The organism is Lacinutrix sp. MEBiC02595 (assembly GCF_053601555.1).
The window spans coordinates 408,821-434,625 of record NZ_JBSHNU010000217.1; the positions used below are offsets into that span (position 1 = coordinate 408,821).

Annotated in this window: 19 protein-coding genes; 15 read left to right on the forward strand and 4 right to left on the reverse strand. The window is 31.5% G+C overall.

The annotated features are described in order from the left end of the window. The first annotated feature begins 194 nt into the window (after window positions 1-194). The 11 genes from ACVCZW_RS09655 (at window position 195) to ACVCZW_RS09705 (ending at window position 11,692) form a co-directional block, all read left to right on the forward strand. Window positions 195-635, forward strand: coding sequence for a hypothetical protein (locus ACVCZW_RS09655; RefSeq protein ID WP_452232291.1), 441 nt, complete (start codon window positions 195-197; stop codon window positions 633-635). A gap of 292 nt (window positions 636-927) precedes the next feature. Beyond that, complete coding sequence (locus ACVCZW_RS09660) at window positions 928-1,332, forward strand: ferric reductase-like transmembrane domain-containing protein (RefSeq protein ID WP_452232314.1); 405 nt, start codon at window positions 928-930, stop codon at window positions 1,330-1,332. A 272-nt stretch (window positions 1,333-1,604) separates the two neighbouring features. Next, window positions 1,605-2,477, forward strand: a complete 873-nt coding sequence (locus ACVCZW_RS09665; protein WP_452232292.1) for a leucine-rich repeat domain-containing protein — start codon at window positions 1,605-1,607, stop codon at window positions 2,475-2,477. 200 nt (window positions 2,478-2,677) lie between these two features. Beyond that, window positions 2,678-4,864: a tetratricopeptide repeat protein gene (locus tag ACVCZW_RS09670; RefSeq protein ID WP_452230001.1), complete on the forward strand. Its 2,187-nt coding sequence runs from the start codon at window positions 2,678-2,680 to the stop codon at window positions 4,862-4,864. After that, complete coding sequence (locus tag ACVCZW_RS09675; protein ID WP_203458896.1) at window positions 4,864-5,601, forward strand: LytR/AlgR family response regulator transcription factor; 738 nt, start codon at window positions 4,864-4,866, stop codon at window positions 5,599-5,601. Before ACVCZW_RS09670 ends, ACVCZW_RS09675 begins: the two co-directional genes overlap by 1 nt. 415 nt (window positions 5,602-6,016) lie before the next feature. Beyond that, the gene (locus ACVCZW_RS09680) at window positions 6,017-6,616 is read left to right on the forward strand and encodes a DUF6642 family protein (RefSeq protein ID WP_203458898.1); all 600 of its coding nucleotides are present in this window, start codon (window positions 6,017-6,019) and stop codon (window positions 6,614-6,616) included. Between the two features lie 213 nt (window positions 6,617-6,829). After that, a complete protein-coding gene (sigZ, locus tag ACVCZW_RS09685; protein WP_452232293.1) occupies window positions 6,830-7,375 on the forward strand; it encodes an RNA polymerase sigma factor SigZ in 546 nt (181 codons plus the stop codon). Window positions 7,376-7,452: 77 nt separating this feature from the next. After that, a complete protein-coding gene (gene arsM / locus ACVCZW_RS09690; protein WP_452232294.1) occupies window positions 7,453-8,244 on the forward strand; it encodes an arsenite methyltransferase in 792 nt (263 codons plus the stop codon). Between the two features lie 114 nt (window positions 8,245-8,358). Further along, window positions 8,359-9,258 (forward strand): phosphatase PAP2 family protein, encoded by a 900-nt coding sequence (locus tag ACVCZW_RS09695; protein WP_452232295.1) that lies wholly within the window; start codon window positions 8,359-8,361, stop codon window positions 9,256-9,258. Next, a complete protein-coding gene (locus ACVCZW_RS09700; protein WP_452232296.1) occupies window positions 9,249-10,505 on the forward strand; it encodes a MalY/PatB family protein in 1,257 nt (418 codons plus the stop codon). Before ACVCZW_RS09695 ends, ACVCZW_RS09700 begins: the two co-directional genes overlap by 10 nt. A gap of 140 nt (window positions 10,506-10,645) precedes the next feature. Continuing rightward, window positions 10,646-11,692 carry an ArsO family NAD(P)H-dependent flavin-containing monooxygenase gene (locus tag ACVCZW_RS09705; protein ID WP_452232297.1) on the forward strand — a complete coding sequence of 349 codons (1,047 nt, stop codon included), beginning with the start codon at window positions 10,646-10,648 and terminating at the stop codon, window positions 11,690-11,692. 221 nt (window positions 11,693-11,913) lie between these two features. On the opposite strand, the gene ACVCZW_RS09710 is transcribed toward ACVCZW_RS09705, so the two are convergent. The 3 genes from ACVCZW_RS09710 to ACVCZW_RS09720 are packed head-to-tail and all read right to left on the reverse strand — an operon-like array spanning window position 11,914 to window position 14,543. Next, window positions 11,914-12,825 carry a helix-turn-helix domain-containing protein gene (locus ACVCZW_RS09710; protein WP_452232298.1) on the reverse strand — a complete coding sequence of 304 codons (912 nt, stop codon included), beginning with the start codon at window positions 12,823-12,825 and terminating at the stop codon, window positions 11,914-11,916. Between the two features lie 26 nt (window positions 12,826-12,851). Further along, a complete protein-coding gene (locus tag ACVCZW_RS09715) occupies window positions 12,852-13,706 on the reverse strand; it encodes an SDR family NAD(P)-dependent oxidoreductase (protein ID WP_452232299.1) in 855 nt (284 codons plus the stop codon). A gap of 15 nt (window positions 13,707-13,721) precedes the next feature. Continuing rightward, the gene (locus ACVCZW_RS09720; RefSeq protein ID WP_452232300.1) at window positions 13,722-14,543 is read right to left on the reverse strand and encodes an SDR family oxidoreductase; all 822 of its coding nucleotides are present in this window, start codon (window positions 14,541-14,543) and stop codon (window positions 13,722-13,724) included. Window positions 14,544-14,677: 134 nt separating this feature from the next. On the opposite strand from ACVCZW_RS09720, the gene ACVCZW_RS09725 reads away from it, so the two are divergent. From ACVCZW_RS09725 to ACVCZW_RS09740, 4 genes are all read left to right on the forward strand, one after another. Continuing rightward, window positions 14,678-14,905, forward strand: coding sequence for a T9SS type A sorting domain-containing protein (locus ACVCZW_RS09725; RefSeq protein ID WP_452232315.1), 228 nt, complete (start codon window positions 14,678-14,680; stop codon window positions 14,903-14,905). 152 nt (window positions 14,906-15,057) lie between these two features. Then, window positions 15,058-16,050 carry a hypothetical protein gene (locus ACVCZW_RS09730; protein ID WP_452232301.1) on the forward strand — a complete coding sequence of 331 codons (993 nt, stop codon included), beginning with the start codon at window positions 15,058-15,060 and terminating at the stop codon, window positions 16,048-16,050. A 481-nt stretch (window positions 16,051-16,531) separates the two neighbouring features. Then, a complete protein-coding gene (locus ACVCZW_RS09735) occupies window positions 16,532-19,066 on the forward strand; it encodes a DUF7619 domain-containing protein (RefSeq protein WP_452232302.1) in 2,535 nt (844 codons plus the stop codon). A 505-nt stretch (window positions 19,067-19,571) separates the two neighbouring features. Next, window positions 19,572-22,136 carry a DUF7619 domain-containing protein gene (locus tag ACVCZW_RS09740; RefSeq protein ID WP_452232303.1) on the forward strand — a complete coding sequence of 855 codons (2,565 nt, stop codon included), beginning with the start codon at window positions 19,572-19,574 and terminating at the stop codon, window positions 22,134-22,136. A gap of 654 nt (window positions 22,137-22,790) precedes the next feature. On the opposite strand, the gene ACVCZW_RS09745 is transcribed toward ACVCZW_RS09740, so the two are convergent. Continuing rightward, window positions 22,791-25,727 carry a hypothetical protein gene (locus ACVCZW_RS09745; protein WP_452232304.1) on the reverse strand — a complete coding sequence of 979 codons (2,937 nt, stop codon included), beginning with the start codon at window positions 25,725-25,727 and terminating at the stop codon, window positions 22,791-22,793. Window positions 25,728-25,805: the final 78 nt, after the last annotated feature.

Here is a 25,805-nt window from a genome sequence, read left to right on the forward strand (position 1 = left end):
TTGCTTTGGTAAAAGTGGGACAGAACGTAAAGAATTATTCCTGTAAAATAATTTTAAACCTATAAAGCAACACCTGGTACATCTAATTCAGATGTATCTCTTGATGGTGATTTTTTATTGACATCTGTTACTAACATCCCTAAAAACCTAAATATTTAGAAGTAAAAGAACAAAAAAATGAAGGCATATTTAATATGTTAAGTACTATGGATAATTTAGAATTCGAAATATTCGCTATTTCCGAATCAGTTCATAACAACGAAAGACCATATCTAAATAAAGTAACTATTTCAACGTCTTCAGGAGAAACATGGGAAATCTACGCAGATGAATTTATGGACAAAAATGACAAGCCTCTAGCGACTACTTCACTTGAATATTTTACACTAGGAACAGCACTTTGTTTAACGTCACAAACAACTTTAGTGCGTGCTATGATGGATTTGTATTTTACAGATTATCGTGTAGAAAACCAGATTGATTTTAGACAAGAAGTTATAGATTCTACAGAAATGGTGCGTTATATTGATACTATTCATTCTTACATTATAGTTGAATCTGATGAATCTCAAGATAGATTAGAACGTTTCTATAATCAATCTTTATCGTTGTGCTTTTTGCAGGCGAAGGGTTAAAAAGTGTAACGGAAATGAATATTCCCTACTATCTAAACGGAAAACGGATTAATTAGTAATAGAAAATAATATTAAGATGAAGTATATCAAAAAGAATTATGGCTGGCTGATTGTTACCATATTAGCTATAATACCACTATTTGTAATTTTCAATATGATAAACATTGATTTTACCAATGGAATCCCAATCACTTTAGTTGGAAGGTGCTGGTGGAGATAAAATGACCACTTTAGAAATGTTGTATCATGTTTCTGGAGAATTCGCTATACGTTGGATGACGGCTGTACTAACATGTACCCGTTCTTTATTCTCTTTGGCATTAACAATCTTTTTGTAAGACAAGCTATGGGTATCGCAACTCCTGTATGGAGTTTTTTACACTTCATTATTTTTATTGTAGCAGAAGGATTTATGGAAACGTTTACACAAGTAAACTATGTTACGGGATTTATAGCAATTTTAATCATGATTCCTTTATTTTTTACTTCCAATAGAAAATCCATGAAGCGACTAAAAAGAAATTGGAAAAAACTACAGAGCTTCTCCTATGCTGCCATCTTTTTAAGTTTACTGCACGTGGCACTTTTAGATAAAACTTGGCTGATTTATGCAATAATTGTGGGCATAGGATTCTTGTTAAGAATTCCTATTGTAAAAGATAAATTAATAGGATTTCGTCAAAAAAAAAATAATTAGATGTTAAACTGCACCTCATAAAATCAGGCTATTTCATTCGAATGATTCATTAAATGATTCGAATGAAATTCAATACTACAAAAATCCACCTTTACTCTTATTTATTCAAGACGAGTTCTACGATACTCCTATAATTTCCATAACAAAATTACGTATATCAAATCCATCCTAACGCTTATGGCTTAAAACCTTACAAAAAAAGATTTCCTATTTTTTACTGTGTTTCATAAAACTACTTTGGCTTTAAATAAACTTTTAAAACCTATTTCCTTATGAAAAAATCACTACTTATTTTAATGGCCCTATTTATAACTATAATAGGGTATTCGCAAACGTTTACAGATGCTAATTTTATAGAGTATACCGTTTCTGGTACAAATACTGTTGAAGTTACAGGTTATGATTTCGCTAATGGTGGTTCAGATGTTGCTATTCCTGCAACTGTTGATAATGCCACAACAACTTATAGTGTTACTGCTATTGGCACTACTGCATTTCAAAATAATGATTTAACTAGTGTTATTATTCCTGACAGTGTTCTTACAATTGGCGTTGGTGCTTTTGTCCAAAATTACAATCTAGATAATGTTATAATTGGTAATAACGTTACTAGTATAGGTGATGCTGCTTTTCGTTATGCTGCTTTGACGAGTATTACTATACCAGCTAGTGTTACCTATATGGGGTTTGCCGTTTTTACGGAGAATCTATCTTTAACGGATGTTTATTCTGAAAGCGCAACACCACCTACTATAATTACAGGAACTAACGATACTTTTGGTAGTAGTACTATTAATAGTCTTCGTAGTGGTATTCATTTACACATACCAGCTGGCACTATGGGAGCATACGTTACCGATGCTGGTGCTTTATGGACTGGTTTTATGTCGGTAACAGAAGATGCATTAAGTATCTCTGATTTTGAGTTAGCTAACGAGGTAAAAGTTGTTACTACTTTGGATGCATTAAAGATAATCTCATCTGGTGCAGCTAGATTAGAAAACTATACTATTTACAGTATTACTGGTGCTAAAGTAAAAGAAGGTACAGAAAACACCATAGCAATTGATGCAATGTCTAGCGGGGTTTATATTTTAGAACTTAATTTTGATACAGGGAAACTTACTAAAAAGTTTGCAAAGTAAATTACTTATTATGCTATTAATCATTTTATTAGCTACTTTGGTTTCCTTTATTTTAGTAACCGCAAGCGTTTTAATTAAAGAGCTTGCGGTTTTGTTCTTTATTTAGTTTTTTGTTTCTATCAGATATCTTATATTCTGGTTTTTATAAATAACAATTAAGATTATATTGTTAATTAGCTTAAAATACGTCCTTGTTTCCTATGAAAATCATTAACATCCTTATTGTATTTTTAATAATCTCCTTGTTTTTTCCAGTTTCCGCTATTGCTCAAAATAAATATATGGATAGTCTTCATGTAGAATTACAAAATCATAAAGAACGCGATACTACAAGAGCAGATATTTTATACGATTTGGCATTTACCTATTTTCAACGAGATATGAAATTAACAAATTTATATATTGACGAAGCCGAAGCCATAAATGATAGCTTAAACTTTACGAGAGGGAAAGCTAATATTTTTTATATAAAAGGCATTATTGAAAGTAGAAAGTCTAACTATGCTGCCGGGTTAGATTATTATAAGCAGTCTCTTAAATTATTTGACAGTCTTAATGATGAAAAGGGAATGGCGTCTTTATATAATGCAATAGGAGTCTCACACTATCAGCAATCACAGTATGATGAGGCATTAAACTATTACAATAAAGCATTGCAAATATATGAAGCCATGCATGCTAAGAAAAAACTGGTTGCAAGTTTATTAAACATAGGAACTATATATGCAGAAACAGGACAATATCCGGAAGCTATTTCTAATTATAAAAAAGGATTAAATTATAGTAGAGAAATAAACCACGAATATGGTATTCCATATGCGCTTAGTAACCTAGGTATCGTTTATAAATATTTAGGAAATTTTCCACTTGCTATAGAACATTATAAGCAAGCTTTTGCGTATTTAGAAAAAGAAGGAGATACCATTGGCATGTCAAATGCACTCAATAGTCTTGGTACTGTCTATAGATCTATGGGTAAATATGATAAAGCTCTAGCGTATCACAACCAGTCTATAGATTTTCAGTCCAATAACGGAAGTAAAAGCCTAATAGCAACCAATAAAGCAAACATAGGTCTTATATATAAAAGCAAAAAGGAATACACTAAAGCGCTTCAATTTATTAACGAATCTTTACTGATAAGTCAAGATATTAATGCTGTAAAACAAACTTCTATCTGTTTAAAGAACATTGCTGAAGTTCACTTACTGCTTAAAAAACCAGCGATTGCACGAGAGAATTATATAAAGTCGATGAATATTAGTAAAGAAATTGGTGACCAGCAAGGCTTAGCGGAAAACTATTTAGGAATTGCAGCAACCTATTTAGAGGAAAAGCAATATAAAAAAGCGCTTTCCTATACTTTAAAAGGAGAAGAGATTGCTAATAATTTGAAGGTGCTTCCTTCTCAAAAAAAAGCATCCGAATTACTTTTTCAAATTTACGAACATCAAGGAGATTATAAAAAAGCTTTGATAAACCATCAAAAGTTTAAAGCACTTCAGGACAGCCTTTTTAATAAAGAAAATATTGAAAAGATTACGCAATTAGAATATGAATATAAGTACAAGCAACAATTAGATTCTTCTCGTATTAGAGAATTACAATTAACAAAAGTAGTAACAGCGACTAGTAAAGATTTACAAAAATCTAAGCAAGATTATTTATGGGCAATTATTGGATTTCTTTTGGTTTCCATACTTTTGGGAGGCATTATTTTCTATCAAAAATTAAAAAATATAAAATCTAAAACACAAAATATAGTTATCGAGCAAAAGTTGTTGCGTTCTCAAATGACGCCGCACTTTATATTTAACTCGCTTTCCGTTTTGCAAGGCATGATTTTAAATAAAGAAGAAAAAAAATCTGTTTATTATCTCTCGAAATTTTCAAAACTACTCCGTATTATATTAGAAAACTCTAGAGATAAAACGGTTTCCTTATCTCAAGAATTGACAGCCATTCAAAATTATTTAGCCCTTCAGAATTTAGAAAATGACGCCTATCAATCTACTGTTTTAGTCGAAGACAGTATTGATATTCCTTTATTTGAAGTACCACCAATGCTCATTCAACCCTTTGTAGAAAATGCTATAGAGCACGCCTTTGTAGATCAAAAAGAAAACAGAAAAATAGATATTCGTTTAAGTTATTTAGAAAAAAAGCTAATTTGTACTATAATAGATAATGGGGTAGGAGTTGCATCTAAAAAAGAAGGGAAGAATAAAAATAAAAAATCATTATCTACACTAATAACTTCGGAACGGTTAGAAGTATTATCTAAAGATTTTAATATGCAAGGTTCTGTGTCTATAGAAGATAGAAAAAAATATAACGAACAAGGAACCATTGTTACTTTAATAATTCCGTATAAAACAGTAGCTTAATGAAAACACTACTAGTAGAAGATAAAGCATATATTAGAAAAGGACTGCTTAATTTATTGCAATTAATAGATGCCAAAGTAGAAGTAATTGGCGAGTGCGAATCTGTAAAAGATGCCGTTATAGTAGCAAATGCTTGTAAACCAGATTTAATTTTTTTAGATATTAATCTTCTAGATGGTACTGCTTTCGATTTTTTAGAACAAACAGAAAACTTAGCATTTAAAGTAATATTTATAACCGCTTATGAAGAATTTGCACTACAAGCTTTAAAAATGGGAGCTGTAGATTATCTTTTAAAACCTGTGGATGTAGAAGAACTGGAACTGGCATTACAAAAAGTTGAAAAATTACCTATTGCCACACAAAGACAGCAAATACAAACCGTAAAAGAAGCTTGGAATAAGGAAGATAACACCTTAGTATTATCGCTTCATGATAGCTTTCAGGTGGTAGATTTAAAGGAATTAATGTTCTGTGAATCAGATAAAGGATATACCACGTTTTATTGTAGCGATAATAAAAAGTATTTGGTTTCCAAAACCTTGAAGGAATTTGAAGAACGACTAATTACAGCTAATTTTATTCGTCCACATCAATCGTTTATAGTCAACTTAAAATTTATTGATAAGTATGAGAAATCTGGAATTATTCATTTGAAAAATGGTAAAAAAATACCAGTATCCTTTAGAAAAAAAGAACACTTTGTAACTACATTTTTAAATTGGAATAATAGTTAGCCTAAATATTAATGTAACCAACAAAGGCGGTTCACTACTCTTATTTCTCAAATATAGGCGATCGTATAAACACTTTTTATATAAGTATCTATAGAGGGGAAGTATAATATTTATTCCGATTTCCATAAAAAAATTACTCTTTAATAAAACGTTCTATCTGAAGGTTGTTTGCCTTGTAAATTTTCATGAAATACACATCAGTAAGAGATGTCTTAATCAAAGGATGTTGCTCCCTTAAACATAGGATCCATTTCTATAACTAAAGAAACATCCTAATTATTAGTGGGTTGATTAAAATTATCCGCTCCCTCAAACATTCTAGCCATATTTCTATGTGTTTTATATGAAATCATTGAAAAAAATAAAAGATTTCCATTATTTTTGTACTTGATACACTACGCATAAATACTGAGATTTGTTAGAGAAAACACAGCAATTACCCCAAGAGCAATTAATAGATGCCGATTATTTTATTTACTGTTTAGAAGCAGTGGAAGACATAGAGATAGATACCGTTACCGAAGCACAAAAAAAATTAGAACAACTAACCACGCAATATGGCGTAGCCAGTATTTATAATACATGCGACACCATTGAAGGATTAGAATCGAGCTTAAATGCATTGGTATTGGATGATCATCATTTTAAAGACTACGAAATAATTTACATGGTAATAACCGGGGAAGCAAATAGTATTTGTTTAAATGACTATTACTATAGTCTACAAGAAATTGCAGAAATGTTTGAAGGACGATTAGAAGGAAAGATTTTACATTTCTCCAATGCAAAAGTTCTAGATTTAGACGCAGAAGAGGCACAATATTTTTTGGATATCACTGGAGCAAAAGCAGTTTCTGGATATGGAAATGCATCTAATGGAATAACTAGTTCACATCTGGATATGGCATTCTTTAACTTATTTAAAGAAGATGATAATATGCTAGATGTTGTGGAAGAGCTGCATCAAAGGCATCACAAAATTTGTAATTTACTAGATTTTAGAATGTATTATTAAATTGCTGTAATATGGTATTTCTTAATGCCCATAAATGGAGTTTATCAAGAAATATTAGGGCTTTTAACAAGAATCCATTGTATATAAAATATAGTTATAGCTTACATGGCATTATGATGAATCGTGTGCAAATACAATTAATTGTTTAAAACATTTTGCGTCTTTTCTAATTATTTGCGTCTATAAATAAATCAAAGATTTATTTTTACAACTATGAATACTGAAATTATACACGTTTGGAATGATATGAATGGACGATTAACAAATTTTGTTAACGGAAAAGTTAAGGATCCTGAACTTACAAAAGATATTGTACAAGATGTTTTTTTAAAGGCGTTTACAAAATTTGACTCTTTAAAGAATAAAGAGAAATTGGTGTCTTGGATTTATCAAATAACACGTAACGAAATAATTTCTCATTTTAGAAAATTAAAATTTGAAACGTCTTCCGACAACATAGAGGCTGAAGATTATATGAATGATTCACTTACCTCTGAACTCACACATTGTATTAGTCCGTTTATTAATTCACTTCCTGAAAAGTATAAACAAGCAATTATTTTGGCTGATATTGAAAATATTCCGCAAAAAGAAATAGCAGAACGGTTAAACATCTCGTATTCAGGAGCAAAATCCAGAGTGCAACGTGGTAGAGAGTTATTAAAATCTTCTTACGACCAATGTTGTGAAATATCTACAGATGTATATGGTGATGTAATAGATTACAAAGAAAAAAAATGCAACCCATCTTGTGATTAACTATTTTTTTGCGTCTTTTTTTTAAGCAGACGTCTATAGAGTGAAAATTAAATTATAACACTTTAAATAGATATAATATGTCACAAGAAATTAAAGAAAACGTAAAAGAAGCGTATACAAGAGTCGCTAATTCTGGAGCAGGTTGTGGTTGCGGACCAACAGCTTGCGATTCGCCAATTCAAGACTGGTCAATGAGTGAAAGTTATGCCTCTGTTGCTGGTTATGAAGCAGATGCAGATTATGCTTTAGGATGCGGAATTCCAACAGAACACGCTAAAATTAAAGAAGGAGATACCGTTCTAGATTTAGGTTCTGGTGCTGGAAATGATGCCTTTGTTGCTAGAAGAATTGTAGGAGATTCTGGTCATGTAATTGGTGTTGATATGACCGAAGCCATGATTGAAAAAGCAAATGAGAACAAACAGAAATTAGAGTATACAAATGTAGATTTTGTTTTAGGCGAAATTGAAGCACTTCCTTTAAAAGATAATTCTATTGATGTTTCGGTAAGTAACTGTGTACTTAATTTGGTACCAAATAAGACGAAAGCGTATCAAGAAGTATATCGCGTATTAAAACCCGGAGGACATTTTAGCATGTCCGATATTGTATTGAGAGGTACTTTACCAAAAGGTATTATGGAAGCTGCGGAAATGTATGCAGGCTGTATTTCTGGAGCATTACAACAAGAAGATTATATAGAAGCCATAAAAGATGCTGGATTCAAAAATATTACCATTACTAAAGAACGTATTATTGATATACCAGATGATGTATTGTTGCATTATGTTTGTTGCCCAGAAGAATTAGAAAAGTTCAAGGCAAGCGAGAACGCTATTGTTAGTCTTGGTGTTTATGCTGAAAAATAATTATATCCGATTAATTAATAGAAAAATGCCACATTCCATAATGAGGCATTTTTTTTTGCGTCTTTTTTTAAAGTTGACGTCTATCTATAAATCATATTAATTATAATGAATACCATGAAAACATTTAAGAAGCACACCATATTAATTTTATTACTTACTATAACTACGAGTTTATTCAGTCAGCATTCAACTTTCTCTGAAATACATGACATTGCATCTATAAATAATCATTACAAAGATTTAAACCAATTAAGTGGAGAAAAAAATGAAGACTTCACATCTATGGATGCCATTGCATATCCATCCGGTAATTATTTGAATTTTATATTAGTTTATGCCTTAAACCAACCATATTATTTAAGTTCTAGTCAGGTAGATTTTATTAGCAATTCCGTAAATTTTCCAGCTAATAGTTCCGAGCAAACGAGAGCAGAATTAGATTTTTTACTCGATTTACAAAATAAACGAACAACAGAACAAACGGAACGTGTTTTACAGTTAGCCAAAATTGGGTATTGGCCTCATAAAAACGTAACGAAAACGGATGATAGATATGAAAGTAATTTAAAAGATTTATTTTTTATGGCTAGAGAGGTTTCAGGAAAAAAGTATAATGCAAAAGAGTATCCTAAAACTGCAGCACTATTAAAAGGCGTTATGCAAGACACTCGTTTATTGGAGTTTGCCATAAAATTTAAGGTAATAAGAGCAAGACCTTATCATCTTAATGCCAATATTAAACCTTTACAGGAAATACCAACACCTTCGTTTGCTAGCGGACATACATTATGGGCATATATTCAAGCTTATACTTTAAGTGAATTAGCGCCAGAAAAGAGAGATGAATATATCGCTTTAGCTTACGAAATTGGTTTATCCAGAGAAATTATGGGAGTTCATTTTCCTAGTGATGAAGAAGCAGCAAGGCAAATAGCGCATAAGATGTTAGCCTTAATGTGGCATACAGACAAATTTCAAAAAGATTTTGTCGCAGCAAAAAAAGAATGGAAATAACAAAAACTAATACACAGCATAAAATGAATCCATTTGATATAATACACGATAACCAAAATAATTTTGCTAAGAGTAATCCTAATTACTTAAAAGGAATGTTTGGCGCAACAGACGTCATGCCTTTATGGATTGCTGATATGGATTTTGAAATAGCAAAACCTATTCAAGAAGCTTTGCAAACATTGGTAACAAGAAATATGTATGCCTATGAATTTAATACAGAGGAAGTTTTTAAAGCTATTTCAGATTGGAATTTAAAGCGTCATCAATTAAAATTAAATCCTAAATCTTTTGTACAAGTTTCTGGTGTGCTTACAGGAATTGGTGTTTTAATTAGAGAATTAACAGAAAAAGGAGATGGAATACTAGTACAAACACCTGTTTATCATCAGTTTTTTAAGGTTATTGAATCTGCAGGAAGAAAGGTAATCCACAATAAATTGAAAGTTGTGGATGGCCAATATCAAATGGATTTTGAAGATCTGGAGCGTAAACTCAAAACCCTAAATATTAAAACGATTTTACTTTGTAATCCACACAATCCTGTTGGTAGGGTTTGGACAAAGGAAGAATTACAAAAATTAGTAGATCTTGCAAACCAATATAATGTTACTATTATTAGTGATGAAATTCATTCGGATATTGTGTATTCTAAAGCACAATTTAATAGTATCGCTTCATTAACTAATAGTGCTAATCATATTGCTGTTTTAGGTTCTCCAGCAAAAACCTTTGGGATGCAAAGCATTTCTAATGGATACTTATATATACCAAATGAAGAAACACATAAGCAAGTTAAAAGTATTATAGGTTCTTTGTATTTAGATCACGGAAATATTCTTTCGGCTAATGCTACAATTGCTGCATATACAAAAGGCGAGGAGTGGTTAGATGATTTATTGGTGTATCTGGAAAAAACCATGCATTGGATGGAAGATTTTGTTAAAAATGAATTACCAGAAGTAACCCTTTATAAACCAGAAGGAACCTATCAAGTTTGGTTAGATTTTAGTAAATTGAATCTTTCGGATGCTGCTTTAAAACATTTGGTTGTGCATCAAGCAAAATTAGCCTTAACACCTGGAGATTGGTTTGAAAGTTCGCACACACAATTTATGCGTATCAATGTGGCTTCACCATTAGCTAAGATTCAGCAAGCATTTCATCAGTTAAAAAAAGCAATTGATGCTGGTGTAGATTGCTCTTTTAATGAAAATGATAATGCAAACGATTGTTGTTCTTGTTAGAAGCGTTAATGAACAAATAGTAGCCGCTCTCTATTTTTAAGAGCCTCTATTTTAAACATTAAAAAAAGTAGTATTAAAAGTGTAGAGGCATAGCGATAAACTAATGGTTTTTTCTTAATTTAATTAAAAATATTATCAAAATGAAAATATATGATACACTTATTATTGGCGGTGGTCAAGCTGGACTTTCTGTAGCTTATTTTTTAAGAAGAAATAAATTAGACTACCTTATTTTAGACGATCAAGAGCAAGCTGGAGGATCTTGGTTGCAAACTTGGGACGGTTTAAAATTATTTTCACCCACACAATATAGCTCACTTTCTGGTTGGATGATGCCAAAAGGTGTAGAGGAGTATCCAAGTAAAAACGAATTCATTTCTTATTTAAAACGATATGAATTACGATATGAGTTTCCGGTACAGCATCAAACTAAGGTACTCTCTGTAATACAAGAAGATTTTGGTTTTAAGGTGGAAACAAATAAAGGGTTGTTTTACAGTAAAACTGTTGTTAGCGCTACAGGAACAGCGCAACATCGTTTTGTTCCGAAATACCCAAATCAAGAAGTTTTTAAAGGTGTGCAATTGCATTCTTCTGAGTATAGAAATGCAAGCACTTATGGAAACAAAAAGGTATTAATTATAGGAGGAGGAAATTCAGGAGCACAAATTTTAGCCGAAGTTTCCAAAGTTGCAAATACGCAATGGGTTACTTTAAAAGAGCCTAGTTTTCTACCAGATCATATTGATGGTCGTTACTTATTTATTGATGCCTCAAATACATTTTTAGATAATAAAGAAACCATACCAAATCTAAAAAAACCTTCTTTAAGTGAAATCGTAATGATAGACACTGTTAAAGAGGCTAGAGAGCGAGGTGTGCTAAACGCTAAGAGACCTTTTAAATCCTTTTATGAGCATGGTGTTGTATGGGAAGATGGCACTAAAAGCGAGTTTGATATTGTAATTTGGTGTACTGGTTTTAGGGCTAATTTAAACCATTTAAAAAAACTCAATATCATAAATAATAATAAAATAGAAACCCAGTATACGCGATCTAAGCAAATACCTAATTTGTGGTTAGTAGGCTATGGTAGTTGGACCGGTTATGCATCTGCAACTATTTATGGAGTAGGAAAAACAGCAAGACAAACTGCTAAAGAAATTACATCTTATTTACAGATTTAGTCTTTTATTGATTACCTCACTTACTAAGACAAAGGTAAAAAAACACTTCTTTAATAAAATATTCGTTTTCTTCTTCTAAAATGTTAGCTTAAAGAGCAGATGATAGAAACTGGAGATATCATTAATTATAAGCTACAAGTAAGCAACTGTATTAATCCGTTTATAAAGGCACTTCCTGTCAAGTTACAAAGTTATCTAATTTTAATATCTTATTGCATAGGCTAATTTAAAGACCGGAAATCACTTGGATTTAATTGTGTTTTCTTTTTAAAAAGCGTGCTAAAATACTGAGGATATTCAAAACCTAAATCATAAGCTATTTCGCTAACACTCTTATTTGAATTTAAAAGTGTGGTTTTAGCTTTTGATATTATAACTTCATGTATATGGTTTTGTGCACTTCTTCCAGTTTCCTTTTTTAGTAATTCCGTTAAATATTTTGGTGACATATTTAAAGCTTCGGCTAAATATTGAACAGAAGGAACTCCATCTGCTTTCAACTGTTCCGAATTGCAATACGAGGTTAGTAGTGTTTCAAACGCACTCACTTTATCTGTATTAAAAACAGAACGTGTAAAAAACTGACGGTCGTAATAGCGCGTCGCATAACTTAAGATCAATTCTATAGCAGAAACAATTACATTTTGACTGTGTCTATCTATATTTTGAAAATATTCTGTTTCAATTTTATCAACCAATATTTTTATTTCGTTCCGTTCTTTTTCAGAAAGATGTAAAGCTTCATGAAGGTTGTATGAAAAGAAATCGTACGACTTCATTTTAGATGAAAGCGAAGAGTGGCCAATTAAATCAGGATGGAAAAATAACATCCAACCCTGATTATTGTCACCTATTTCTTCATCTCCTGGAGAAATAACTTGACCAGGCTCAATAAACAGCATGGTACCACTTTCAAAATCAAACTTGTTTCTGCCATAGCTAAATCCCTTCAAATCAATATCTTTTACAGCAATAGAATACAAATTGATTATAAAGTTTTCGTTATTAAAACGCTTCCTAATTTTAGGATCGTTTAAATGAATCACAGATACTAAAGGATGGTTTGGTGCGTCTACATGAAAAATAGCATTCACTTCACTAATAGTGTTAATAGTTATAAAATCTGGTTTCATTTGTTTTTAGTACTAATTACTTGTTATTAAATATAATTTGCTATCCTTTTTTCGGTTTCTAATCGTAGTCGTTTTTGTGCTTGCTCATCCATAATAGGTTTCCAAACTTTGCCTATTTTTTTATTACTGACGTATTCCGAATTAAGCGTTTTAGCTTCTTCATCAAATAGTAACCATAGATAAGTATCTTTTGCTTTTTCAGGAGTAATACCCATAAATATCGGAAGAATTTTTGTTAACACGTTCATTGGGAAAGGCATTTTTTTTCCTTTTATTAATCCGGATGTCACAAAACCTGGATGAATTGTATTGACTCTCACATTTGTATTCTGTAATTGTTTTGCTAAATCAAACGTATGAGAAATCATTAAGTGTTTGGAATGTTCATAAACAAAAGGGCCGTCAAATTCTTTTTTATCAAAATTAAAATCGTCCCAATTAATAGCTCTTTTGTGTCCACTAGAACCTGTGTTAATTATTTGCGCATCTCCTTTTTCTGAAGCCGTACGTATTACTATTGGACTCAGGTATTTGTTAAGAAGGTAAGTAGATAAATAATTAGTGGCTATGGTTTTCTCAAAACCTTCAGAGGTGATTTCTTTATCATAATAATAAGCACCTGCATTATTAATCAAATAATCTATTTGGTCAAAATCAGCAATAATCTCTTTTGCTATCTTTTTAGTTTGTGCTAAAGAGGATAAGTCCGCTTGATAAATGTGTATTTGATTAGCAGTAGCGTTCGGTAACTTGGTTAAGGCAGTTAACTTCTCTTTATTCCTTCCTATAATTCCAATTTTATAGTCGCCATTTTTTATTAACGCGGCAATAAGTGCTTTTCCTATGCCATTTGTAGCACCAGATATAATAATATTTTCCATTTTTGATTCCTTTAATTAAATTCCAAAGTTTTCTTTCAACATAGCTATCATCTCTCCATCCGATAGTTTTGCTCTTGCTTCTAACATTTGTTCAGCATCATTACCTGCAGGAAATCTAAGTTGGTTTGTAGTATCATGGATCGCAGTGTCTATTACTTTAGCAACTGTGTTTGGTTCGCTTCCAGGAAAAGTATCATTAGTTTCTTCGCCTTTATAGGTTTTCATTATTTTATCTACAACCACTTTATAATCACTAATGTTTTCGTCATTAAAAGCTACAGATTTACTAAAGTTTGATGTAATAACACCTGGTTCAATAATTTTCACATGAATACCTAATGGCTCAAGTTCATACTGTAACGCTTCAGAAATACCTTCTACAGCATATTTTGTAGCGCCATACACGCTACCTAGAGGTAATGCAATACGTCCACCCATGGATGATATGTTTACAATAGTTCCAGCTTTTTGTTTGCGCATAATTGGTAAAACGGTTTGCGTCGTTTCCAGAAGACCTATAACGTTTACATTGTATTGTTCACGAATGGTTGCAATAGGAGTTGCTTCTAGAGTCCCTAACATACCATAACCTGCATTATTTAGTAAAACGTCTATAGTTTGAAACTTTTTGACTGCAGCCATTACAGCGGATTTAATAGAACTACTGTCTGTAACATCTAATCGCGTTACCAAAACGTTTTGCAAATCTGCTAAATCTTTTCCGCTATCTGTATTACGCATTGTTGCAACTACATTCCATCCTTTTTCCTGAAAATGAATTGCTGTTGCTTTTCCTATGCCGCTACTTGCTCCTGTTATAAAAATTGTTTTATTCATCACTTTAATTTTTTTAAAGATTAATAATGATGCAAAATTATAGAGCAGAGCAGGAGTAGAGGTATATCAATTTCCGATTCTTGTATACTAATTTCTGATTTCCATTTTGCAACTAACGAACAGATATAAACTTCATAGAAAATTTTACACTCCATGAAGTATCGTTATACCCAAAACCAACAACAACAGTTCCTAATATTAAAAGGAATAGCAATTTAAAACGAGCTACTATCTATTCTGTATTAGGAACAAAAGTTTTAAAAACAACTTCAAAAACCATTACAACTTCAAACTTAAAAAGTGGATTGTATGTAATTACAATAGAAACCGAAAACGGAAGCGTCTCCACAAAAAATTCTTAAAAAAGTAAGGAAATAGTTTGTTTAAATCTCGTAAGTGTCATGCCTGCGGGATTTTTTTGTTTAGAAATTGAAAATCGTGTTTCAGAAACTCACCACGTTTTTAAAACTATCTCTATAAGATATTTGCACAAGGAAAATATAAATAACCAATTATGAAAAAAACAATTTTAGCGTTTGCTTTACTTTTAGTAGCAACCATAACACAAGCACAAAACAGTTTATTTACTAATATATCTACCACAGATCAATATCAAGAATATTGGACAGTTTATGATGAAAGTGGAGATGGAGTGTATACAGCAACCGATAAGCGTTTTCCTGTATCCTTCCAAACAGAGTATCTTGCTACTGGAGAAGGGTATAAAATAGAAGTTGTTATCGAAGAAGAAGGCAATAATAAAGGGGTGGTGCAGCACAGGTATAATGCTGTAGACAATTACTATTTGGCTTCTGGATACCCATTCGAATCTGTATTAAAACATAAATATAAAAAGGATGGATTTGTTTCTATAGGTGATTATGTACTCTTGCTTGCTGGTATTTCTGATGATAATACATCTTTTAAAGGAATTGAAAAAATATACATAAAAAAAGGAACAGCTACACCATCAAAAGAAGCAGAAAAGGTACAAGAACCTAAAAAGAAGAAAATGTCGTTTAAAGAAAAAATGAAGGCATTAAAATCTAAGGCAGGCGGGATTTCTAGTGGCAATAGCGGAATCAAGATAAAAGATTTACGTAAAAACATTACGGATTACTTAGTGGCTATGAAAGCGAAGCAAGATGCAAGAACATCTGCTGAATTAAAGGGAGATAAAAACATAATAGCTGCTAGAGATAGAGGTGACGCAGATTTAAAAAAGTATAACGACTCTATTAAAGCAACACCTGAGTATAAAAGAACGATGGCTTTCCATAAAAAGAGGGCTGGTGAAAAAGTAACTATTAGGAATGAAACAGGTAGAATTATTTATGTATTTGAAAAAGGAGATGATAGAACATTTTCGGGAACAGAATTATGGGATAACGGTTCTACAGATAAGGAATGTGACGGAGATTACTCTTATAGTTTCAGTAAAAAAGGCTCAGGAACTCAATGTTATACCGCTAACACTGCTTGTGGTAGTCAAGTTATTGTAAATTAATACATAGTAATTAGAGATTCTAAAATATAACAAAACCACTATAGGCTAAAAACCCATAGTGGTTTTGTTATTTTACATACTTTTTAAATAAGAACATCCTGAGTATTTAATAACCAAAATACTAAAGTTTATTCTGTAGTCGCAATGTTAATGACATCGAGTTTGCGAGATTCAAGAACTCCTCTAAAACAATATTAACCTTGTGAATAAATCGAAGAATGAGATTAGGCGTTAGCCAAATCTATTCGAGATTCAATAACTCCCCTAAAACAATATTACCCTTGTGAATAAATCGAAGAATGAGATTAGGCGTTACTATGAATAAACGATGATAGGAGAGAGGTGAAATCGAAGATTCACGATTTCCATTAGCAATAAGCATGCATGAGTAAATGTGTGTGGAGTGGCACTAGTTAAAATAAATATTAGGTGGATCATTTTATTATAATTATTATTGTTGAATATTTAAATACTACTTTTTATGAAAAAATTTTACTTTATACTATCCATTTTATTTTTCCAATTTATAAATGCCCAAGTCCAAATCGGAGGTGATATTGATGGAGAAGCATCAATAGAATTATTAGGAAGTTCGGCTATTTCAGATAATGGTTCAGTAATTGCAGTTGGTTCAAGTAGAAACGATGTAAATGGAGTAGACGCTGGGCAAGTTAAAGTATACAGTAATGTTAATGATCAGTGGATACAATTAGGTAGTACAATTAGTGGAAATACAGGTGATTATTTTGGGAGTGTTGTGTCGTTATCGTCTGATGGAACTATTTTAGCAGTAACAGCAAATTTTATTAACGATTATGTTAAGATTTTTAAATATAATGGAAGTGATTGGGAACAGTTAGGTGGAGATATAATAAAATTAAGTAATGAGGGATATTATTCACCGAATGCAATAGCATTATCAAGTAACGGAAATAGAATAGTTATTGGTGATGCCACAAATAGTGATAATGGGTCTGGCACAGGACAAGTTGTAATTTATGAATATAATGGTACAAATTGGCAGCAATTAGGACCAGTTATAAATGGTCTAGCGACTTCTATAACCATAGATGAAAGATTTGGATCTTCAGTAACAATATCTGCAGATGGTAATAGGATTGGTGTAGGAGCTCCAGGATCTGGCTTAGCTGAAGGAAATGTTAGAGTATATGAATACAATGGGACAGACTGGATACAATTAGGTTTAGATTTCGGACCAGCAAATCAAGGAGGAAGTACTGGAGCTTCTGTTTCTATGTCTGCAAACGGTAATCGCATTGCTATTAATGTACCTGGAGCAGCTGCGCCTTCGGCAATAATATATGACTATAATGGTTCCCAATGGGAAACGGAAAATTATTTTAGCTTCCCAGCATCTAGAGTTTCATTATCAGCTGATGGTAATCGTTTAGCTGTTGGTAATCCATTATATAATTGGACAGGAGATGGATTTTTTAACGGTGAATATGGTAGAGTTAGAATCTATAATTATGATGATTTTGATGGAGATTGGTCACAACTAGGTTCTGATATTATTGGAGAAACTGCTTGGGAAAAGTATGGAGCTGGAGTTTCGTTATCTTCAGATGGCAATACCTTTATCGCTGCAGCTCCTTTTAATGATGACAATGGTTTTGATGGGCAAGGAAAAATTAGAATATACGATATAACTTTCAATACCATATTTAGCCTAGTCTCTTTCGATTCAAACAATAACAGTTGTACATCAGGATCTGTTTTAGCTAATAATGTGAAAATTGAAATTCTTAATGTAGATGGTAATCAAGTAGGTTTTACTAATATAGATGGACTCTCTAAAGTGCTGGTTCAAAATGGAACATATACTGTACAGCCTGTTATAAATGATGCTCGTTTTGCAGTCTCACCAATTAGCGAAGAAATTGAATTTAATAATATAGCTGAAACAATAACAGTAAATTTTTGTGTTTCTAGTATAGTAACAGTAAATGATGTTGCAACTTCAGTAATGCCTCTAGAAGATGCACGACCAGGATTTGAATCGGCTTACAGAATTACTTATGAAAATTTAGGTACCACAATTATTGATGGAGACGTATCTATTCAATTCAATGATGCTTTACAAGAATATATTCAAGGAACTCAAACTCCACCAGATACTGAAACATCAAATACGCTAACCTATAATTACAGTGCATTACAGCCTTTTGAAACGCGTTATATTGATGTAATCTTAAAAACAAAACAGCCTCCAATTGTTAATTCAGATGATATCTTAACATTAACATCAGTCATAAATAGCAATGTATTAGATGATGATTTAGGAAACAATGTGTTTACGTTTAATCAAATAGCAGTTAATTCTTTTGATCCTAATGACAAATATGTTTTAGAAGGCGATGAGATAACAATACAAGAAATAGATAATTATCTTCACTATAGAATACGTTTTCAAAATACAGGAACAGCAAGTGCTGTTAATGTTAGAATACAAGACGTAATAAGCGATAATCTTGATTGGGATACTTTCAGACCAATATCAGCAAGTCATACAAATTATGTGCAAATACATCATGGCAATTCTGTTGATTTTAATTTTGAAAATATCCAGTTGCCAGCATCTCAAGATGATGAACTTAATAGCCATGGATTTGTAACTTTTAAAATAAAGCCAAAAGCAGATATTCAAATAGGAGATATTATTTCAGGCAATGCTAATATATACTTTGATTATAACTTACCAATTATTACCAATACAGTTAATACAGAAATTGCAACAACATTAAGTATAGCAGATTCTAATTTTGAAGGTTCTATTTATATATATCCAAATCCTACAAGCGATAAAATTCATGTATCTTCTAAAGAAGGATTAAAAATTGAAGAAATTGCTTTGTATTCCATCACTGGAAAACTATTATTAAAAGATGAAAACCCTAACAATGAAATAAATATAAGCGATTTCCATAAAGGAGTCTATTTATTACATATTTTATCTGATAAAGGCAGTGTCACAAAAAAAATCATAATTCAATAATTAATAAAGTACTAACGAAGTCACAATTAGCTTTTACATAATTGCTATCGATATAAGTCTAAAGAATTATATCTGCAACTATGTAAAATAGCACTCAAATGTGCTATTCGCTAATTGTTATAAAATGTACTATAATGGCCTGCGTTATGTGCACTTTGCTTTGGTAAAAGCAGGGCAGAGCGTTAAGAAAAGGTCTGGTAGACCTTTTTAGTGAATGAGCCAGCTGGCGCATTGGCATTCTACTTTTTCTTTATTTTTTTCTTCTATAATTTTTCTCTACGATGTTAATGACATCGAGTTTGCGAGATGCATGAGCTCCTCTAAAACAATATTAACCTTGTGAATAAATCGAAGAATGAGATTAGGCGTTAGCCAAATCTATTCAAGATTCACGAGTACCTATTTATCAAATAGGAGAGGTGCGAGTAAACACGCATTTTTTATTTTAGTGCATTTAATTTCCCAAAAAAGTAGTAGTTTAGCAATCATTACTTAAAACCTACCTATGAAAAAATCATTACTTTTTATTCTCATCACGTTCAGTTTTATAACTCTAGCTCATAGCCAATGGATACAGACAGGCTTAGATATAGATGGAGAAGAAGTAAATGAATCTTCAGGGTATTCCGTAAGTTTAAATGCCGATGCCAGCTTGGTAGCTATAGGTTCGCCTTTTGGTGAAAGTAAAGGTCTTGTACGTGTTTATGAGGATATAGGAGGCATGTGGACACAAAAAGGTACAGATATAGTAGGTGAAGAATATAATGATGATTTTGGAATTTCCGTCAGTTTTAATGCGGCTGGTAATAAACTAGCTATTCTTGCTAAGAACAGGAATTACCCTATTTATGCACGTATATATGAATTTTCTGGAGGCGATTGGTCGCAGATAGGGTCAGATATTCTTGGGGATGATGTTATAGATAGTATTCTGTCTAAAAATGCTACTGTAAGTTTAAATGATGCTGGAAACATCGTAGCCATACAATCCCCCCAAAAGTATAATAGTAATCCCGCAACTCTTTTTAGTTTAATACGTGTCTATCAACAAGTAGGGAATTCCTGGGAACAAATAGGGGCAGACCTCGTTGGAGCAGATAATTATATTGGAAGCGATGTAATCCTAAGTGCCGATGGAAATATAGTAGCTTTTAGCTCTCCTTTAAATAACTCCGATGGTGATGACCCTGGATTCGTAAGTATCTATGAAAATGTAGATGGTGTTTGGACACAAATAGGTACCAATATCAATGGAGAAGGAGTGGCTTCAGCTTTTGGATACTCCGTAAGCTTAAGTGCAGATGGTAGTATTATTGCTATTGGTGCGTTTGGACAAAATGATACGACTGGTAAAGTATATGTATATCAAAATGTAGGTGGCGTATGGACACAAATGGGCTCCGGAATAGCCGGAGAAGCCCAAGGTGATTATTTAGGGTATTCCGTGAGTTTAAGTTCTAATGGTAGTATAGTTGCTATAGGAGCTACTCGCAATGACGATAATGGTATTAATTCTGGTCAAGTGCGTGTATATAAATATTCAGGGGATACCTGGCTACAAGTAGGAGAAAATATGGACGGAGAGGCTCCTTATGATGGATCAGGATGGTCTTTGAGTTTAAGTGCAGATGGCTCTAAGGTTGCTATTGGTGCAAGATATAATGCTACTAATGGCTCGGGTTCTGGTCACGTACGCATCTATGAAAATGTGGTCGATTTAAGCAATGAAATTTCGGGCACCATTCTATTGGATGTAGATGCTAATGGCTGTGATGCCATGGATGTTCCAGTTCAGAATTATAGAGTAAAAACAAATAATGGACCTAATCGTTTTGAAACATTTACCCAAAGCGATGGAAGCTATCAACTATTTACCAATGCTGGCGATTTTACAACCACGGTACCTAACACGTTACCAAGTTATTTTACCATGACACCCGAGGAACACAATTCAACCTTTGTGGGCTCTAATAATACGGATACAGCCAATTTTTGCATCGAACCGGTTGGTACCTATAATGATTTAAGCATTGCAGTTCTACCAACTTCAGGCAACCCTAGACCTGGTTTTAATACAAATTACCAAATAGTGTATCGCAATTTTGGTAGCACGCAAGCTAGTGGAACCTTAACGTTTGAATATAATGAAGCCAAAATACAGTTTTTAACAGCTAGTGAAACAACTAGCTCGCAAACCAGTAATACGTTAACCTTCGATTATGCCAATTTAAACCCATTTGAATCTAGAACCATAGAGATACAAATGAATGTATTTCCTCCTCCCACAACAACTATTGGTAATGTGTTGCAATCTACAGTCACTATCAACCCCATAACTGGAGATGATAACGAAGCAGATAATACATTCACCTTAAGCCAAAGGGTTATTGGTTCTTACGATCCAAATGATATCACGGTTTTAGAAGGAGAAGAAATTACCATAGAACAGGCAGATAAATACTTACATTACTTGATAAGATTTCAAAATACAGGAAACGCAAGTGCTATCAATGTGCGCGTTGAAAATATATTAGAAAACAAATTAGATTGGGATACCATGCAATTAGAGAGCTTAAGTCATAACGGTCGCGTAGAAATTACAGACGGAAATAACGTAGCCTTTGTATTCGATAATATCAATCTAGCAGATAGCACGACTGATGAACCCAACTCTCATGGCTATATTGCTTATAGAATAAAACCAAAAGCCAATGTGGTTTTAGGTGATGTTTTTTACAACACGGCCGATATCTATTTCGATTTTAACCCTGCCATTATAACCAATACAGCAACAACTGAAATTGTTAGTGCCTTATCTGTAGAAACGTTTAATGCTAAAGGTTTTAAGATTTTTCCAAATCCTGTATCTCATCATCTGAACATACAAAGTAAAGCAGGTTTTGATGCCATAGTTATTTATGATCTACATGGGAGACCATTAAAAACGAAGGCTCTAAGTGTTCCAAGTTTAGAGTTTGAATTAGATGTTGAAGGTTTGTCGAGTGGCATGTATTTTATTGAAATTCAATCAGGTAACGAAAAACAGGTTCAGAAATTTATGAAGCGATAAAGTGTTATTTCAAGACTTAAACACCTCATGTTTTTTAAGAGAACTTTATGAAAATTCGCTTTATTAAATATTTATATGTTATTAGAAAAAAATACAACGAGAATTACATTGGATTTACAAATTATGAAGAAATCTAAAAATTAGCTTTTGTGCGGCTGCAAGCGTTGGAAAATTGTGTTTAGAAAAATTACTGCGTAGCATAATTATTTTTAAAAAGCAATCGAGCGTTTTTGGCAAGAGGCAATTTTACATAACGACTAATTATAGCTACAAATCTGTAAACGTGAAGTTTCTTGAGAATCGTGTATTTAAAAAAACATGTATGGGATTATACAGAATATGAAAGTTATGACAAAGGCTTAATTGTACTTGTAACGAATGTTTAAAGACCCGACTACAAATGCTACTTATGAAAACAAAGACTTTGTGGGATATTTTACATAATATTGAATTATAGCTATCAAATTCTATAACATGTAATTTGTACTATAATGGTCCGCGTTATGCAACTTGAGCTTTGGTTAAAAGCGAAAGTATTTCAATTGTTTCTGAAAAAAAATATTCTAAAATGTATCTCTACAATTTTAATGTAACACTCTTTTCACGGAGCGACGATAGGAGAGTAGTGGAATGTGTGTGGAATGGAATAATAACTTAAAAAATAGTAAGTTCTTTTCCGTCTTCTAAAAATTTAAAGCGTTTGATTAATAAATCTTTAATAGCCTTTAAATTAGGTGTGGATGAAAAATTTTGAAGACCATAAGAAGGAAGAACACTAATAATACCAGTTCTTAACATATAATTTTCAATGTTATCTTTTGAGAAAATATTCATTGGTAATTCAATCATCCATTCACTTTCTTTTTTCTTTGAATATTCAAAATATTTTTTTTGGAATTCTTGTGCATTATCTAGATTATCAGGTGTTAAACCAATCTTTTGAAGTTTATAATTTATTACGAGGTTCACTATCGCTAAATAAATATGCCAATCTGACCAATTTTCTCTAAACTCATTAATGAGTATCATAAAATCATTATTATTTTTTAATTTTTTTAAAGTTATTTCTAAAGGTGCAGTAAAAGCTAGTCTTTTTCTTATATACGTTAAGTTCTCTTTCTCTGAATATGTTTTAGATAGACTAGTTCTCCATGGAACTTTTAGATTTTCTGGAAGACTATATTCTATAGCTATATTATCATTACTGAAATTAGATCTTTTAGATTCATTAAAATCTTTTTCATTTATAAATTCTCGATAGAGATAGTTATATGTATTTCCAAAAGTAACTTTGTTATATAAACCATCACCAAATTTATCTTCTATAATCTTTTTAAAACCTTTATTGGGCAATAAACTTACTTGTCGTAAAATCGCACCTATTAATGCAGAATAAAAATATTGAAATTCATCAATTATTTTCAAATCTGTTCCTTCATAAAACGGAATTTCTGCTTCCCATATAATTTGTTCATTGGATGGTTTTTCAGTGAATAAAGGTTGACTATTTTTAGATTTTCTAAACCTTACTGTAACATCAGACTTTATAATAAATAATTCTTCTTCTATTAGTTCGACTAGAAATATTTGTAGCATAGCAACAAATTGTTCTGCCATCGAGTTTGTTATATAATCATTTTGAAATTCAATATTCCATTTGATACCGAATGCTTCAAATATAATTTTTCTAGATTCTCCTAAATCATTGAAAGGCAAACCTATAATTTGTTCAGATAGCATAGCGGTTATGTTACTTTTTTTAAAATTATCTTTTCCTTCAATTTTAATTTTTTCTGAGAGCTCAATAATTTCATTATATATATAACCCAACTTCTTCAGTTTGAAATCTAAATAATTTTCAATTGAGAGATTAAATTCATTTGAAAAAAGTTTAATTAATGAAGGATAATATATTAGTGTTGAAGTTTCTTCATCTTTATATATATCGAAATCTTTTTCTATTAAGTGGTATGAATTTATTGTAATATCGATTAAATCTAAATAATTAACCCAAGAACCAGTGTGATAGCATGAATTTGCTGTTCTTTTTAATGCATTAGGAAGTAAATCAAAAACATCTGCAGATTCTTTATACACTATACACATATTTGCTGCTATCATGCTATAATACTTACTTGCATATTCCATGTCTAATTTTGAATAACAGTCAGACAATAATAAAGAAGTTAGGATTGAACCTCTTAAAGTTTCATTTGAAAACCATTTTATTTTAAGTTTATGTAAAAGAGTTATCGAAATAATAGTTTTATTTGCATTAAGATATTCTTGAACTCTATCTCTAATGTTTTCACCTGCTTTATATGCACCATATCTATTAGCCAATAAAACATCAATTTTTTCAGAGAACTTTTCTAGCTGACTAGTTTCCTTATCCAGCTCCAAACTAAGCTTTATTGAGTTTAATATTCTATCAGAAAGTCTTTCTAGAGGGTAAAATGGAGCTTCTTCCAAGAATAGGAAAATATCTTCTAATTTTTTTATATATTTTTGAATTGCAACATCAAAATCATTTAAGAAATCATGTAAAATAATATTTGCTTGAATCTCAATTATAGAACATTTTTTATTTTTACTGGTCGTATTTATAAACCCACTTTCCAATAAATTATTTAATACATTACTATATTTAACGATTTCGTCATTACTAAATTCATTTCCGATAATTAATTTAGAACTTTTAATAAAAGAAAGTAAAACTTGAGCATCTTCCAAAGAAGCAGGGTCATTGTAATCATTTATATCACTAAAATAATCTCTAACAATATCTTCTAAATTATTAATATCATTTTGCCCCATCAATTTTGTTACGAACTTCTCGTAAATAGCCTTCCTTTTTAAAGTTCTTGGACAAGACTCGGTTATAAAAAGATCAAGTTTATTTAGCCAAAAATTTAAATCAACTTTTAAAACATCATCTTTATAAATATGCCTAATGGCTGATTTTATATCTGAAAATTCTTCAAAAGTTATGTTTACATTTCTTTCTGTATATTCCTCATATATATTTTCATACCAATTTTTTTCTGTTATTCTTGGAAAAAAGTCATTAGATATTTTTAAATACTGATTAGCAACCCAAAATAAGTCTGCATCAGATAAATGCTCTGATAGAGCTTGTGCGTCAATTATTTCTAAATCAACATTGTGATTATCCTTAATCTCTTTCTCTTTTTTATGTCGTTGTCCAACTGGAATATCAATACCGCTAAAGAAATAAATGCGTTCAATATTAATACTTGGGGTCATTATTGTTTGTACATCCTTGTCAACTTTACCATTTTTCTTTAAGGGATTTTTTTCAAGAGAGCATGCAAATACAATTGGAGATTTTGAATAAGCTAAAGAATATGAACTATTAATATTTTTTTCTGATAAATAAGAATGAAAAGTTTCGAAATCTCTACCTTGATCTCCACCAGACTGAACTGGTCCTGTTGCTGGAATTACATTTTGAACAATTCTACTTCTTGCAAAGAATCTGCATATGTGTTCAAAATCTGAAGTTCCATTATCGCTTTTCAATTGTTCGAAACCAAATCTAATCTGTCTTATTAATTCTACCTTGTTCATTGAGTTTATTATACCTAAATTATAGTTTTTTTTAATACAGAAAATCCGTTTTTCGTATTTTTAATTTTTAAATCCAAT

Coding starts and splice junctions, on each gene's coding strand:
- ACVCZW_RS09670 (WP_452230001.1), top strand. CDS start 2,678: ATGAAAATCATTAACATCCTTATTGTATTTTTAATAATCTCCTTGTTT.
- ACVCZW_RS09665 (WP_452232292.1), top strand. CDS start 1,605: ATGAAAAAATCACTACTTATTTTAATGGCCCTATTTATAACTATAATA.
- sigZ (WP_452232293.1), top strand. CDS start 6,830: ATGAATACTGAAATTATACACGTTTGGAATGATATGAATGGACGATTA.
- ACVCZW_RS09705 (WP_452232297.1), top strand. CDS start 10,646: ATGAAAATATATGATACACTTATTATTGGCGGTGGTCAAGCTGGACTT.
- ACVCZW_RS09695 (WP_452232295.1), top strand. CDS start 8,359: ATGAAAACATTTAAGAAGCACACCATATTAATTTTATTACTTACTATA.
- ACVCZW_RS09720 (WP_452232300.1), bottom strand. CDS start 14,543: ATGAATAAAACAATTTTTATAACAGGAGCAAGTAGCGGCATAGGAAAA.
- ACVCZW_RS09740 (WP_452232303.1), top strand. CDS start 19,572: ATGAAAAAATCATTACTTTTTATTCTCATCACGTTCAGTTTTATAACT.
- ACVCZW_RS09735 (WP_452232302.1), top strand. CDS start 16,532: ATGAAAAAATTTTACTTTATACTATCCATTTTATTTTTCCAATTTATA.
- ACVCZW_RS09655 (WP_452232291.1), top strand. CDS start 195: ATGTTAAGTACTATGGATAATTTAGAATTCGAAATATTCGCTATTTCC.
- ACVCZW_RS09675 (WP_203458896.1), top strand. CDS start 4,864: ATGAAAACACTACTAGTAGAAGATAAAGCATATATTAGAAAAGGACTG.
- ACVCZW_RS09730 (WP_452232301.1), top strand. CDS start 15,058: ATGAAAAAAACAATTTTAGCGTTTGCTTTACTTTTAGTAGCAACCATA.
- ACVCZW_RS09715 (WP_452232299.1), bottom strand. CDS start 13,706: ATGGAAAATATTATTATATCTGGTGCTACAAATGGCATAGGAAAAGCA.
- ACVCZW_RS09700 (WP_452232296.1), top strand. CDS start 9,249: ATGGAAATAACAAAAACTAATACACAGCATAAAATGAATCCATTTGAT.
- ACVCZW_RS09660 (WP_452232314.1), top strand. CDS start 928: ATGTACCCGTTCTTTATTCTCTTTGGCATTAACAATCTTTTTGTAAGA.
- ACVCZW_RS09710 (WP_452232298.1), bottom strand. CDS start 12,825: ATGAAACCAGATTTTATAACTATTAACACTATTAGTGAAGTGAATGCT.
- arsM (WP_452232294.1), top strand. CDS start 7,453: ATGTCACAAGAAATTAAAGAAAACGTAAAAGAAGCGTATACAAGAGTC.
- ACVCZW_RS09745 (WP_452232304.1), bottom strand. CDS start 25,727: ATGAACAAGGTAGAATTAATAAGACAGATTAGATTTGGTTTCGAACAA.